The following is a 14,765-nucleotide window of genomic DNA, read 5'->3' as shown; positions in this document are numbered from 1 at the left end:
GTGTCCCGATCGCTACAAGGGCTGTCGGGAAGGCTCGATTGATCCGGGTGCGTCGGCTCCCTAATCTGTGCGGGTGAGTGAAGGTAAGCCTTACCTAACTCACGCGGTGCGGCCCTTGCCGTCGGCTCCGCATGCCTCCCCCGTGCCCAACTCCCCGAAAGTGAATACCGGGTCGATGAGAACACCCCGCCTTCGCGTACTCGCCCTCGCGGCGGCCCTCCTGCTCGGCCTCACCGCGTGCGGCGGCCAGGACGACGACACCACGTCCGACGGCAGCGCCGCCGCGGCCGGCGCCCCCGGGCAGTTCCCCGTGACGATCGAGCACGCGCTCGGCACCACCGTCGTCCCCGACAAGCCGAAGCGCGTCGCCACCGTCAACTGGGCCAACGACGAGGTGCCGCTCGCCCTCGGCGTCGTCCCCGTCGGCATGGCCAAGGCCAACTTCGGCGACGACGACGGGGACGGCGTACTGCCCTGGACGGAGAAGCGGCTCAAGGAACTCGACGCCAAGACACCGGTGCTGTTCGACGAGACCGACGGAATCGACTTCGAGGCCGTCGCCGACACCAGGCCCGACGTCATCCTCGCCGCGTACTCCGGGCTGACCGCGCAGGACTACGAGACCCTCAGCGAGATCGCCCCCGTGGTGGCCTACCCCGAGGCCGCCTGGGCGACCCCGTGGCGGGACATCATCCGGCTGAACAGCAAGGCCATCGGCCTCGCCGACGAGGGCGACGAGCTGATCGGCGACCTGGAGGGGCGGATCACCGAGACGGCCGCCAAGTACCCCCAGATCAAGGGCAAGTCGGCGATGTTCATGACCCACGTGTCCTCCAAGGACGTCAGTGAGGTCGGCTTCTACACCACCCACGACACCCGCACCCAGTTCTTCACCGACCTGGGCATGAAGATTCCGGCCAGCGTCTCGGGGCCGTCGAAGGACACCAAGAAGTTCGTGCTCACCAAGAGCGCCGAGCGCATCGACGACTTCAACGACGTCGACATCGTCACCGGCTACGGCGACGACAAGGGCGAACTCCTGGCCGCCCTCGAGAACGACCCGCTCACCTCCAAGCTGACCGCCGTCAAGCAGGGCTCGATCTACCTGCTGCCCGGCAGCTCCCCGCTGGCGACCGCCGCCAACCCCACGCCGCTGTCCATCCCGTACGTCCTCGACGACTACGTGAAGGCGCTCGCCGCGGCCGCGGACAAGGCCGCGTGAGCGCCACCGGGACCCTGCGCGCGCCGAACGCCCTCCCGATGCGGCGTTCGGCGCGCGTGCGCGTGATCTGGCTCCTCGTCCTCGCCGCGGTCCTGCTCGTCGTCATGACCGCCTCCCTCGCCCTCGGCTCCCGCGACGTCGCCTGGTCCGACGTGTGGGCGGCGCTCGGCGGAGCCGACCACACCCTGGAGCAGGCGGCCGTCGCCAAGCGCGTCCCGCGCACCCTCCTGGCCGTCGTCGTGGGCGCCGCCCTGGGGCTGTCCGGCACCGTCATGCAGGGCGTCACCCGCAACCCGCTCGCCGACCCCGGCATCCTCGGCGTCAACATGGGCGCCTCCCTGGCCGTGGTCACCGCCATCGCCCACTTCCAGCTCGCGTCGGCGTCCGGGTACATCTGGGTCGCGATGGGCGGGGCCGCCCTGACCGCCGGATTCGTGTACGCCGTCGGCTCACTGGGCCGCGGCGGCGCCACCCCGCTGAAGCTGGCCCTGGCCGGTGCCGCCATCTCGGCCGCGCTCGCCTCCCTGGTCAGCGCGGTCGTCCTGCCGCGCAGCGACATCTCCGACACCTTCCGGCTGTGGCAGATCGGCGGCGTCGGCGGCGCCTCCTACGGGCAGCTCGGCAGCGTCGCGCCCTTCCTCGCCGTCGGGTTCGTGCTCTGCCTCGCCAGTGCCCGCGCCCTCAACTCCCTGGCCCTGGGCGACGACCTCGCGGCCGGGCTCGGCGAACGGGTCGCCCTCGTACGGGCCGTCGCGGCGCTCGGCGCGGTCGTGCTGTGCGGCGCGTCCACCGCCGTCGCCGGACCGATCGCCTTCGTCGGCCTCCTGGTGCCGCACACCTGCCGCCTCCTGGCAGGCGTCGACCACCGCTGGCTGCTGCCGCTGTCCGCACTGAGCGGTGCGGTCCTGCTGACGGCGGCGGACGTGGTGGGGCGGGTCGTGGCACGGCCCGCCGAGATCGACGTCGGCATCCTGACCGCGATCCTCGGTGCCCCGTTCTTCATCCACATCGTCCGCCGACAGAAGGTCAGATCCCTGTGAGCGCCCCCGCCGTCGACGCCCCGCCCACGCTGCGGACCGTCACCCGCACCCGCGTCCGCGGCGCCCTGCGGCGCCGGCTCCTCGTCCTGGTCCTGATGGTCCTCGTCGCCGCCGCGTTCGTCACCTCCCTCATGGCCGGACACACCTTCTACCCGGCCCACGACGTGCTGCGCGTCGTCATGGGGGAGGACGTGCCGGGCGCCTCCTTCACCGTGGGGAGACTGCGGCTGCCGCGCGCGGTGCTCGCGCTGAGCGCCGGATTCGGCTTCGGCCTCGCCGGCGTCACCTTCCAGACCATGCTCCGCAACCCGCTCGCCAGCCCCGACATCATCGGCATCAGCGCGGGCGCGAGCACCGCCGCGGCCATCGCCATCGTGATCTTCTCGCTGGGCGGCACCGAGGTGTCGGTCGTGGCGATCGCCGCCGCACTCGGGGTGGCGCTGCTGGTCTACACCCTCGCCTTCCGCGACGGGGTGGCCGGCACCCGGCTCATCCTCATCGGCATCGGCGTCGCCGCCCTGCTCGACAGCGTCACCTCCTACGTCCTGTCGCAGGCCGGGCAGTGGGACCTCCAGGAGGCGATGCGCTGGCTCACCGGCAGCCTCAACGGCACCACCTGGGACGAGACCGTGCCCACCGTCCTCGCGGTGCTCGTACTCGGCCCGGTGCTGCTGTCCCAGGCCCGCAACCTCAGCGCGCTGAGCCTCGGCGACGACACGGCCTCCGCGCTCGGCGTGCGCGTCGAACGCACCCGCGTCGTCGTGATCGTCGCCGCCGTCGGGCTGATCGCGTTCGCGACGGCCGCCGCCGGGCCGATCGCCTTCGTCGCCTTCCTCTCCGGCCCGATCGCCGCCCGGCTGGTCGGCACCGGCGGCTCCCTGCTGGTCCCCGCGTCACTGGTCGGCGCCCTGCTCGTCCTCGTCGCCGACTTCACCGGCCAGTACGCCTTCGACACCCGCTACCCCGTGGGCGTCGTCACCGGCGTCCTCGGCGCGCCCTACCTCGTCTACCTGATCGTCCGCACCAACCGGGCCGGAGGCTCACTGTGACCGCGTCCCACACCCTGTCCACCGAGGACCTCACCCTCGGCTACGGCGACCGCGTCGTCATCGAGGGCCTCGACCTGACCCTCGCGGCCGGGCGGATCACGGTCATCGTCGGCGCCAACGCCTGCGGCAAGTCGACGCTGCTGCGCTCCATGTCCCGGCTGCTCGTCCCGCGCGCCGGACGCGTCGTCCTGGACGGCAAGGAGGTGCACCGCACCCCGGCCAAGGAACTCGCCCGCACCCTGGGCCTGTTGCCCCAGTCGCCGGTCACCCCCGAGGGCATCACCGTCCTCGACCTGGTCGGCCGGGGCCGCCACCCGCACCAACGCGCCTTCTCCCGCTGGACGGCGCAGGACGACGCGGCCGTCGCCGCCGCGCTGGAGGCCACCCACACCACCGACCTGATGGACCGCGCCGTCGACGAACTCTCCGGCGGCCAGCGCCAGCGGGTGTGGATCGCCATGGCGCTGGCCCAGCAGACCGACCTGCTGCTGCTCGACGAACCCACCACGTTCCTCGACATCAGCCACCAGATCGAGGTCCTCGACCTGCTCACCGACCTCAACCGGTCGCGCGGCACCACCATCGTCATGGTCCTGCACGACCTCAACCTCGCCGCCCGCTACGCCGACCGGCTCATCGCCCTGGCGTCCGGCGCGCTGCACGCGGCCGGCACCACCGCCGAGGTGATGACCGAGGACACGGTCCGGACCGTCTACGGCATGGAGAGCCGCGTCATCGAGGACCCCGTCTCCGGCAGGCCCCTCGTCCTGCCGATCGGACGCCACCACACGACGGCCGCAGCGACCGCGGGCAACACCCCCTCGGCCGCCGCCGGCGCCGGACACCACGGAACAAGGCCATGACCCCGAAGCTCACCGCCCTGCTGCCCGACCTCGCGCCCTGGCGGTCCTCCCGCGACTTCCGCCTCCTGTGGGTGCAGGGGCTGGTCACCTACCTCGGCAGTGTGATGGCGCTGATCGCGCTGCCGCTCCAGATCAAGGAGCTGACCGGCTCCCCGCTGGCCGTCGGCGTCATGGGCGCCGTCGAACTCGTCCCCCTGGTGGTCTTCGGGCTCTACGGCGGGGCGCTCGCCGACGCCGTGGACCGGCGCAGGGTCATCGTGCTCACCGAGGCGGGCCTGGGCCTCCTGGCCGCCGTCCTGCTCGTGAACGCGCTGCTGCCCAGCCCCGCGCTCTGGCCGCTGTACGTGGTCGCGGGCGGGGTCGCCGCACTCGCCGGACTGCAACGCCCCGCGCTGGACTCCCTGCTGGCCCGGATCGTGCCGCACGGCCAACTGGCCGCCGCCGCGGCCCTGAACGCCCTGCGCTGGCAGGCCGGCACCATCGCCGGACCCGCGCTGGCCGGCCTCGTGGTCGCCTACGCGGGCAACGTCCCCGCGTACGCCACCACCGTGGTCTGCTTCTGCGTCTCGGTCCTGATGTGCCGCCGGCTCTCGCCGGTGCCGCCCGTCGAGCACGCGGCCAAGCCGTCCCTGCGCGGTATCGCCGAGGGCGCCCGGTACGCCTGGTCGAGACCCGTCCTGCTGGGCACCTACGCGATCGACCTGGCGGCGATGCTCTTCGCCTTCCCGAACACCATATTCCCCTTCCTCGCCGACGAACTCGACGCCGACTGGTCGCTCGGCCTGATGTACTCGGCGGGAGCCGTCGGCTCGCTGGTGGTCAGCCTGACCAGCGGCTGGGTGTCCCGGACCCGGCGCCACGGCCTGCTGGTGGTGTTCGGCGCGGCCGGCTGGGGCCTGGCCATCGCGGCGGCCGGCTGGACCGCGCAGGTCTGGCTGGTGCTGGCCTGCCTGGCGCTGGCGGGCGCCGGGGACATGCTGAGCGGCCTGGGCCGCACCACCATCTGGAACCAGACCATCCCCGACCGGCTGCGCGGCCGGCTCGCGGGCATCGAGGTCCTCTCCTACAGCATCGGACCGCAGCTCGGCCAGGTCCGCGCCGGCGCGATGGCCGGCTGGACCGGCGCCCGCCCCGCGGTCTGGACCGGCGGGGTGGCCTGTGTCGCGGCCGTGGGGCTGCTCACCGCCGCGCTGCCCGCGCTCGTCGGATACGACGCCCGCACCGACGAGGACGCCCTGCGCCGGGCCGAGGAAGGCAACGGACCCCACGCCGGTGAAGGCGAAGGACCCCGGGCCGAGGAAGGCAACGGACCCCACGCCGGTGAAGGCGAAGGACCCCGGGCCGAGGCGCCGACGCCGACGTGAGAACGGCGGACCGCCGCCGTCACGGAACAAGGCCGTGACGGCGGCGGTCCACATCGATCCGCTCCGGGCAACCGGGCTCACTTCAGGGCGTGTTCCCACTCCCGTGCCGGCGACCAGAGACCGCCACCGCCGGGTGCCGTCCCACTACCGGGTGCCGTGCCGCGGCCGGTGTCCCAGCCCCCGCCCGCCCCGTGCGGGTGCTGCCGGTCCGCAGGCCGGAACCCGACCGTGTAGGTGCGGGTGAACGCGCCGTTGGCCGAGGTCACCGTGATGGTGCGGGCGGTGAACCCGCGCTGGGACGACGAGACCGTGGAGCTGCCCACCGTCACCTTCACCCGCGCGCCCGGCGCGGCCGTCACGGCACCGACGGCCGGGATCCGCTTGTTCCTCGGCCAGTCCACGACGTACGTGGACACCCCGGGATCGAACCCGTCGAGCGCGACGCCCCCCACGGTGAGCGCGGCGGCGTCCGCGACGCTCGCCTTCGTGGCGTCGGGGGAGTTGGTCACCGTGACCGACCCGTCGGCGTTCACCACCACGTCGGCCGCCATCGCCGCCGCCAGGTTGATCCGCTGCCAGGCCGGCCCGCCGGACGCGGTGAGGTCGAGCGGGTACCCCGAGTCCGTCGCGGTCTGCTCCAGGACCTGGGTGCGCTGCTCGGCGGTGAGGTCCGGGAAGGCGGTGATCAGCAGGGCCGCCGCGTCCGACGGCGCGTCGAGGGTCTGCCCCGCCTTCCCGGTCCGCGAGAACCCGTAGGTCAGGCGCTGCGTGTACCGGTCGACCTGCTGCGCCTGGCTCAGCCCGGCGTAGGGCTCGCCCGCGCAGTCCGTGAGGGTGTCGCCGTAGCCCTCCTCCTCGCACCGCGCGAGCAGTACGTTCTCGATCTCGGTGTGGGCCTGCCGCAGCAGCTTCTCGAACTCGGGGTCCGCCCAGCGGTGCGCCACCGTGGCCTGCGCGGTGACGCGGCCGCCCATGACGTCGAGCGGGTAGTGGAACCCGAGGACGACGCGGTTGTCCCCGTACTCCGAGGTGCGCGCGAGGATCGACGGCGCCAGGTCGGGCAGCAGCGTGGCGAGGATGGTCCCGGCCTCGTAGCCGCCGTAGGTGTGACCGCTCGGGTACGAGCCCTGGCCCGCGAGGCCGCTGTACGAGCTGTCCTCGGACTCGTAGACCGCGCCGCCGTCCCCGGCGAAGCCGAGCCGTACGTACGGGCGCAGGTACTGGTAGTGGTTCTTCGCCGCGTCGTGGGTGTCGAGGTTCTCGGTGACGCGGGAGAACAGCGCGCCGGTCTTGGGCAGCCGGCCCTCCTTCAGGGCCACGCTGTACAGCGGGCCCAGCCGGGAGCCGAGGCCGTCGGCCATCGTGACGGTGGCGCTGTTGGACGCGTCCACCTCGGCCCGGTCGACCTGCTCGCGCGTCGCCGCGTTGTTGATGCCGACGGTGATCCTGTCGTTCTCGGCGGTGAGTGAAGTGCCTCCGGCCCACTTCTCGTTGGCGCCGAGGGTGCCGGGGCCGAGGTCGTCGAAGCCGTCGAGGAGCCGGTTGAAGTAGTCGCTCCCGTCATCGGTCGCGGGCCACGAGTCCGACGCGTAGGCGGCGTCGAGCACGTCGTCCGGGAAGGGGGACGGCTCGTAGTCCGCCGGGTCGGCGGCGGTGGCGGCCGGGGTCGCGGCCGCCGTGCCGGGGCCGTCGGAGCTGCCGGCCGCGGTCACCGCGGTCACGGTGGCGGTGTGGGCCTTCGCCCGGCCCGTCGTGGTGAGCAGCGCGGTGTCCGCGGTGCCGGACACGTGCGCGGTGGTTCCGTCGTCGAGGGCCACCGTGTAGCCGACGATCGGGAAGCCGCCGTCGCCGGCGGACCGCCAGCTCACCCGGACCCGCTCGCCGTCGGTGACCACGCCCGTGACGGCCGGCGCCTGCGGCCTGGCGTCACCCGTGACGGCGGGCTGCGTCGCCGCGCTCCAGGGGGAGTCGCCGAGGGCGTTCACCGCCCGGACCCGCGCCGTGTACGACGTGCCGTCCTTCAGCCCGGTGAACACCGTGCTCCGGGCGGCCGGATCGGCGATCTCGACCTGGCGGCCGCCGCTGAGCGTGACCTCGTACCCGGTGACCGGCGAACCGCCGTCGTCCCCGGGTGCGGACCAGGTGACCTTCACACCTGTGCCGGACGAGGTCGCGGACACCGCGCCGGGCGCGGCCGGCACCGTCCTGCGCTTCGTGGTGAGCGCGGCCCTGGCGCGGTCGAGGGCCGCGTACCGTTCGCCGAGGGCGCGGTCGGTGGCCGAGTCGTCCGCCAGCGCCGTCTTCGCCGCGGTGAGCGCCGTGGTGAACGCACGCCACGAGGCTTCCGTGTACCGCTCGTCGGCCAGGGCGGACGCGGTGCCGACCAGGTTCTCCAGCCGGAGTCTCGGCAGCGGCACCAGCTGGTTCGCGGCCAGGGTGAGGCTCCGGGTCCGCAGGTCGGCCTCCAGCTGCGTCGCGTCCGCCGCGCCGAGGAGGGCGCGGGCGGCGGCGAGTTCGCGCCGGAACACCCCGAAGTCGATCGTGCCGTACCGGTCCGCGTCCTCGGCGAGGCCCGCGTACTGGTCGACCGCCTTCCGCAGCGTGGCGAGGTCCGTCTGAGCGGGCGGCTCGACGTGGTCGAAGGTGACCCGGCCGAGGTTGGCGACGTACGGGTGCGAGGAGTCCGCGTTCGTCGTCAGCCGCAGGTGCACGGCGTGCGTGCCGGTGATCCCCTTGGGCAGGGTCAGGCTGGTCGTCCCGCCCGACGACCACGCGCTGCCGGTCACTGGCAGGGGCACGGTCGCGTACGGCGTACCGGGGGCGTCCGCGTCGAAGGAGTCCAGGTACAGCTGGACGGCGGAACCCGTGCCGCAGCGGGCGGAGTTGTTGACGTAGGTGAAGGTGACGGTGTTCTTGGGCGAGTCGCCGAAGTCGATGTCGCCGTAGTCGAGCCAGGCGCCGTCGTAGGTGCCGCCCAGGCTGGTGGCGGAGCCCGCGTCGCTCCAGGTGGCCGGCTCGCTCTTGAGCCCGCCGCCGCTGTTGCCCTTGAAGGCCGTGGCGTCGAACACCACCGGGGCGTCCGCCTGGCGCGTCAGGGCGAGCGAGTACACGTTGGCGACGTAGGGCTGCGCGTCGGTCTGGGTACTGGAGACGAAGACGGCGAACACGTCCTGGGCCCCGCCGAAGGTGTCCGGGTCGAGCCGTACGCTCGTGGTGGCCACGGTCCCCCAGCCCGAGCCGGTGTAGTCGAGGGGGATCTCGACGGCCGTCGGGCCGTCCTTCGCGCCCAGGCGCAGTTCGATGTGCGAGTCCGACGCCGCGCGGGAGCGGGGCTTGTCGTAGCCGACGGTGACGGTGTCGGCGCCGGCACCGAGGTCGGTGTCCCGCCACTGGGCCCACGCGCCGTTCGTCACGTTCTCGAACAGGCCGCCGGAGAGCTTCAGCGGGAGCGAACCGTCACCGGTCGCGGTGGTGTTCGCCGCGGTCAGCGTGGCGAGGGTGGTGATCGGGGAGGCCGACGGGGCGTCCTGGGGCGAGAACTGGTACCAGTCGAAGTTCGACACCCATTGCCGCCCCGAGGGGGCGTGGAAGACGAAGGTCGCGCTCGACGCGTCCAGCAGCGCCTGAGGGTCGGTGACGGCCGCCCGGACGGTGGTGTAGTACTGCCAGCCGCCGGTCCCCGGCAGGGACACGGTGGCGACGACGGGCCCCTCGGCGTCCCCGGCGTGGATGGCCACGCTGCTCGGCTCCGCCGTCGTGGCCTGCGCGTTGGCGTAGCGCACCGAGACGCTCCGCGGGGCGACCCCGCCGAAGTCGAGGTTCGTGTACTGCTCCCAGGCGCCCTCGGTGACGCCGCCGAGGTCGCCGTCCGAGTAGTACGCCTCCTTCACGAGGCTGGGGCCCTCCATCCGGTCGGGGTCCTCGGCCTGGAGCACGGCGTAACCGCCCTCGTCCAGGGTGAGCGCGTCCGCGGCCGAGCGCAGCGCGTCGTGCGCGGCCATCAGCGTGCCGGTCGGGGAGGCGGGGTCCGCGAGGGCGGTCCGCGCGCGTTCCAGGGCCGTGCGGAAGATGCCGTAGGAGCCGTCGGAGTAGTTGCCCGCGCGCACCAGGGACGCCTCGTCGGCGAGGGCGGCGAGGCTTCCCCGGTGCACCGCGGCGGCCGAGACGCGCAGCGGGTCGGTCACGGACACGCCGGTGCCGGTCACCGTGGAGGCGGGGATGCCGTGCGGGAAGGCCCGGTCGCCGAAGGTGATGCCGAACCGCGCGTCGGTCCTGGTGGTGCCGGTGAGCTTCAGCGAGGCCGTGCGCCTGCCGGTGACCCTGAGATCGGCCTCGACGCCGTCCGGGAGTCCGGTCACGCCCGCCGCGCCGCTCCGGGTGAGACTGGTCCCCTTGCGCGCGGCGAACGAGGCCCGGCCGGACAGCCGCAGCTCGACGCTGTCCCCGACGGTGCCGTCGGCGGCGGTGTCCACGGTCTCCGGGCGGGCGGAGACGACGGTCGTACCCTTGCCCGGCCCGGTGCCGCCGTCACCGTCGTCGCCCGAGTCGGTGTTCAGCGAGTACGCGGGCTCGGTGCGCGAACCCCAGGACGACGGCTTGGAGCCCATGTCGAACGTCAGGGTGCCGCCGGCGACGATCTGCGCGTAGTCGAGCCACGTGTTGGAGAACCGCTTGCCGTTGAGTGCCGCGCTCTGCACGTAGTAGTTCGTCGGCGAGACCCCGTCGGCCTCGACGGTGAACTCGGCGCCGTTGGCGTAGGTGATCGTCGTGGAGTCGAAGAACGGGCTGCCGATCTGGAACTGGCTGGAGCCCGCGGTCACCGGGAAGAGCCCGAGGGCGGCGGCGACGAACATGGTCGACATGGTGCCGGCGTCGTTGTCCATGGTCGGCAGGAAGCCGTCCGGGGCCAGTTCGTAGACCTTGGTCTTCACCGGCGGCCGGAACTCGCCGCCGGAGCTGGGCGCTTCGTTCGTGGAGCCGGTCGCGATGTACCGGTTCCAGGTCTCGCCGGTGTAGATGGCGCGCACCCACTTCTGGGTCAGGCTCGGCTCGCCGACGTAGTTGAAGAGGTAGGGGGCCTGGAGGTCGATCTCGTTGGCGTTGGAGTGCAGCATGGTCGAGCCGTCGTCGGCGTCGGAATCCTCGCCGAACATGTGCCGGATCGCGGCCCGGCCGGCCTTCTGACCGCCCATGGCCTCGATGAGGCCGCCCATGTCGTACGCGTCGTACCAGTGGTACTGCCACAGGGTGCCCTGGTAGAGCCTGGCCTCCTCGAACTTCTCGTAGTCGACGCCCTGCCAGTCGCCCGCGCCGTCGCGCGGGGTGAGCAGACCGACCTCGGTGCCGTCGGCCGCGGTCCAGGCGCCGGGCTTGACCAGGTGGTCGATCGCCATCGTCGCCTGCTCGCGCAGCTTCTCCGCGTCCGCGTCCTCGCCGAGCGCGTCGGCGATGACGGACAGCGCCCACTGGTCGTAGCCGCGCTGCACCGTCGTCCCGGGGTCACCGGTGACGTAGCCCTGCCGCAACTGCGTCCCCGTGTAGTACCCGGTGTACGACTTCAGCGCCGGGTACGCCTCGTCGAGCCGGTCGAAGTCCTTGAACCCCTTGGACAGCGCGTCGGCGATCACCACCGCCGAGCGCTCCCAGCGCACGGTCGGCACCGAGTGGGTGAGGCTGCCCGGGCTCTTGCCCGAGGCGTGCGCGTCGGCGAAGAGGACGACCGCGGACTGCACCATGTCCCGGTAGGCCGCCGGGTCGATGTACGCCTCCACGGAGTACTTGCGGAAGTCGTCCCAGGTGGACCAGCCGTCGTAGTACGTGAAGCCGTTGGCCTGGTGCACCGCGCCGTCGACGCCGCGGTAGGTGCCGCTGGTGCTGGTGGCGTTCACCGGCAGCGCGTACATGCGGTACAGGTGCGTGTAGAACTGCTTGGTGAGCGTCGAGTCCGGGTCGGCCTTCTTCGAGGCCTGCACCGCGACGGCGCCGAGCGTGCTGTTCCAGTCCGCCTTCGTCCGCGCGCGCACGTCCGCGAAGCTGCGGCCCGCCACCTCGTTGTGCTGGTCGGTCGCGGCCTGTTCGGCGCTGATCGGCGACAGCGTGACGCGCAGTTCGATGTCGTCGCCGTCGGCCTCGTCGAAGCCGAGCACGGCGCCCGTGTCGGTGCCGTCCTGCGCGGTCGCGTCGCTCAGCGTGCCGTCGTCGCCCCAACTGCGCAGCGAGGTCACGGGGACGTTCGTGGTGGCGTAGTAGTACAGGCGGTACGAGGCGCCGTTGAAGGACCCGGCGACGAGCCCGCTGATCGCGGTCGTGCCGTCCTTCAGCTTCGTCGTCTCCAGGGTCGAGCGGGTGCGGCTCGTGAAGTTGTTGGCGAGGTCGAGGACGAGCTGGGGCCTGGCTCCGTCGGGGAAGCCGTACCGCTCGAGCGCCGTGCGGGTCGTCGCGGTCATCTCGGCGTCGATGGTCCCGGCGGGGGAGCCGAGTCCCACCCGGTAGGAGCCGGGCGACGCCGACTCGTCGTCGTGGCTGTAGGGGTGCGCGTAGGTGCTCGCGGCCGGGCGCGCGTCGTACTGCTGCGAGGTCGGCACGACCAGCAGGTCGCCGCCGCCGCCCGAACCGCCCACGCCGTCCAGGTTCGTGGCGGTGAACCCGGCGATGTGGTCCTCGTTGTAGTCGTACCCCGAGTGGTTGCGGCCCGGGGTCGTCATCGGGTTGACCTTGGCAAGGCTGTGCGGTGCCTGGGCGCCGGGGAGGTCGTTGCCGTCGTCGCCCGCGGTGGACACGAAGGGGTCGACGAGCTTCGTGTAGTCCGTCCCGCCGGACGCCGCACCGGCCGCGGTGGAGGGCTTGGCGACGGGTGCGGCGACGGCGGTGCCGCCGCCCGTCAGCGCGGCCAGGCCGAGCGCGCCGGCGAGCACCGCGGCGACCGTGGTCCGCAGGGCTCGGGGGCCGGACGGCCGTATCGGCGGTCTCTTGGATCTGTCAGGCATGACGAGCACGGGCCCTTTCCCTTTGGACAACGTTGTCAGTCGACACCCGAGGCGTGCGTCCCGGGCAAACGCCTCCGCCATCACATAGGGAGAAGTCATACAACGGGGAAACGGAGTTCGTACAGAGCCTTCGCGTACGCGGTGCGGTCAGCCGACCGGCTGGGCGCCGATGACGGACAGCAGACGCAGCTTGTCGTGGCTCTCGGTGCCGGGGGTGGCGGTGTAGACGAGCAGGAGGTGCGACTGGTCGGGGTCGAGCAGCGTCTGGCAGTCCAGCTCGAGGTGGCCGACCTGGGGATGGCGGAAGCGTTTGACCCGGCCGGGGCGGACGCCCACCTCGTGCGTGTCCCACAGGGCGCGGAACTCCTCGCTGCGCTCCAGGAGGAGGTCGGCGTAGTGGGCGGCCCGGGAGCCGGGACCCCGCAGGGTGACGACCTGGCGCAGTCCGGAGGCGAACATGCGGGAGAGCAGGGCGTGTTCCTGAGGCGCGTACAGGGCGCGGGTGGCCGGCAGGGTGAACCAGCGGAAGCCGATGCTGCGTTCCGGTCCGGTGAAGGCGGTGGTGTCGCCGGTGAGGGCCACGCCGAGCGGTGTCTGACGCAGGGTCTCCCCGAGTTCGGTGACGATCTCGGCGGGGGTGTCGGCCAGGCGGTCGAGGATACGCAGCAGACCCGGACCGACGTGCTCGCCGGCCGAGCCGCGCACGGGCGGGTTGTGCCCGGCCAGGCGGAACAGGTGGTCCCGCTCGTCCAGGGACAGGTGCAGACCCTGCGCGATCGAGGCGGCCATCTGGGCCGAGGGCTGCGGGCCGCGCTCCCGTTCCAGGCGCGCGTAGTAGTCGGTCGACATGTGGCACAGCGCCGCGACCTCCTCGCGCCGCAGGCCACTGGTCCTGCGGCGCGGACCCCGCGGGAGTCCGACGTCCTCGGGCTGCAACAGTTCCCGCCGGCGCCGCAGGAACGCGGCGAGCCCGCTCCGGTCGATCTCCATCAGTCCCTCTCCTCATGTGCCGCTTCCCCACCCTTTCTATCGCCGCCACGGCGGCGCAGCCACGGATCGCCGATCCCCCCTTACGGCGCCCGGAGCGTCCGCAGACTGCCGGAAAACCGGCCCCGACCTGCGGAAAGGACACGGGGCAGCCTTGCCCTCGGCCGCGCGATCAGGGGATCGGCAGTCCCTGCATCCCGTCGCCGGATCCGGTCACTGTGGAAGTGACGACACGACGAGGGAAGCAACGACACCCCCCAGGAGCCAGCTCATGCCACGTACCGACTTCGACATCACCGTCCCCGATCTGACCGGCCGGCGCGCGGTCGTCACCGGTGCGAGCGACGGCCTCGGGCTCGGCATCGCCACCCGCCTCGCCGCCGCCGGCGCGGAGGTGCTCCTGCCGGTCCGCAACCCGCGCAAGGGCGAGGCGGCGCTCGACGCGATCCGGGCGCGGGTACCCGGCGCGGAGGTCTCCCTGCGCACGCTCGACCTGTCCTCGCTCACCTCCGTGGCGCAGCTGGGCGAGACCCTGCTGGCGGAGGACCGCCCGATCCACCTGCTCGTCAACAACGCCGGTGTCATGACGCCGCCCGCGCGGCAGACGACCGCGGACGGGTTCGAGTTGCAGTTCGGCACCAACCACCTCGGCCACTTCGCCCTCGTCGCCCGCCTGCTGCCGCTGCTGCGGGCCGGCCGGGCGCGGGTGACCTCGCAGATCAGCGTCGCGGCCAACCGGAACGCGGTCAACTGGGAGGACCTGAACTGGGAACGCTCCTACGACGGCATGCGCGCCTACAGCCAGTCGAAGATCGCGTTCGGCCTCTTCGGCCTGGAACTCGACCGCCGCAGCGCCGCCGGTGACTGGGGCATCACCAGCAACCTGTGCCACCCGGGCGTCGCCCCCACCAGCCTGCTCGCCGCCCGCCCCGAAGTCGGCCGCGCCCGGGACACCCCGGGCTTACGGATCATCCGCGTCCTGTCCGCCCGCGGCATCCTCCTCGGCACGGTCCGCACCGCGCAGCTGCCCGCGCTGTACGCCGCCACGTCGCCGCAGGCCGAACGCGGAGCGTTCTACGGCCCCGGCGGCCCGGGACGGCTGGGCGGCCCGCCCGCGCCGCAGAAGCTCTACAGCCGCCTGCGGAGCGCCGACGACGCCCGCCGGATCTGGGCACGCTCCGAGGAACTGACCGGACTGCGCTGCGCGTGACGGCGGGGCGGCACCGCGGAGCACGGCATTCCCCCGCGGCCGTT

General features: G+C 72.9%; 8 protein-coding genes. 6 read left to right on the top strand and 2 right to left on the bottom strand.

What is annotated here, in order from left to right; all coding sequences use genetic code 11:
- Window positions 1-175 precede the first annotated feature (175 nt).
- From B9W62_RS06865 to B9W62_RS06845, 5 genes are all read left to right on the top strand, one after another.
- Complete coding sequence (locus B9W62_RS06865; RefSeq protein WP_087806178.1) at window positions 176-1,222, top strand: iron-siderophore ABC transporter substrate-binding protein; 1,047 nt, start codon at window positions 176-178, stop codon at window positions 1,220-1,222.
- A 38-nt stretch (window positions 1,223-1,260) separates the two neighbouring features.
- A complete protein-coding gene (locus tag B9W62_RS06860; RefSeq protein ID WP_087811784.1) occupies window positions 1,261-2,262 on the top strand; it encodes a FecCD family ABC transporter permease in 1,002 nt (333 codons plus the stop codon).
- A gap of 95 nt (window positions 2,263-2,357) precedes the next feature.
- Window positions 2,358-3,311, top strand: coding sequence for a FecCD family ABC transporter permease (locus B9W62_RS06855; protein WP_373433734.1), 954 nt, complete (start codon window positions 2,358-2,360; stop codon window positions 3,309-3,311).
- The gene (locus B9W62_RS06850; protein WP_087806174.1) at window positions 3,308-4,174 is read left to right on the top strand and encodes an ABC transporter ATP-binding protein; all 867 of its coding nucleotides are present in this window, start codon (window positions 3,308-3,310) and stop codon (window positions 4,172-4,174) included. The genes B9W62_RS06855 and B9W62_RS06850 overlap by 4 nt, the downstream gene beginning before the upstream one ends.
- Complete coding sequence (locus B9W62_RS06845) at window positions 4,171-5,538, top strand: MFS transporter (RefSeq protein ID WP_256976209.1); 1,368 nt, start codon at window positions 4,171-4,173, stop codon at window positions 5,536-5,538. The genes B9W62_RS06850 and B9W62_RS06845 overlap by 4 nt, the downstream gene beginning before the upstream one ends.
- Window positions 5,539-5,615: 77 nt before the next feature.
- Here B9W62_RS06845 and B9W62_RS06840 read toward each other — a convergent pair whose 3' ends face one another.
- The gene (locus tag B9W62_RS06840; protein ID WP_087811783.1) at window positions 5,616-12,524 is read right to left on the bottom strand and encodes a glycoside hydrolase domain-containing protein; all 6,909 of its coding nucleotides are present in this window, start codon (window positions 12,522-12,524) and stop codon (window positions 5,616-5,618) included.
- Between the two features lie 147 nt (window positions 12,525-12,671).
- Window positions 12,672-13,514, bottom strand: a complete 843-nt coding sequence (locus tag B9W62_RS06835) for a helix-turn-helix transcriptional regulator (RefSeq protein WP_087806172.1) — start codon at window positions 13,512-13,514, stop codon at window positions 12,672-12,674.
- 268 nt (window positions 13,515-13,782) lie between these two features.
- On the opposite strand from B9W62_RS06835, the gene B9W62_RS06830 reads away from it, so the two are divergent.
- The gene (locus B9W62_RS06830) at window positions 13,783-14,721 is read left to right on the top strand and encodes an SDR family oxidoreductase (RefSeq protein ID WP_087806170.1); all 939 of its coding nucleotides are present in this window, start codon (window positions 13,783-13,785) and stop codon (window positions 14,719-14,721) included.
- The last annotated feature ends 44 nt before the right edge of the window (window positions 14,722-14,765 follow it).

It is taken from the genome of Streptomyces sp. CS113 (assembly GCF_002188365.1).
Classification (GTDB): Bacteria; Actinomycetota; Actinomycetes; order Streptomycetales; family Streptomycetaceae; genus Streptomyces; species Streptomyces tendae.
The sequence above is the reverse complement of the archived record's forward strand: the minus strand, read 5'-3'. Positions and strand labels throughout refer to the sequence as shown.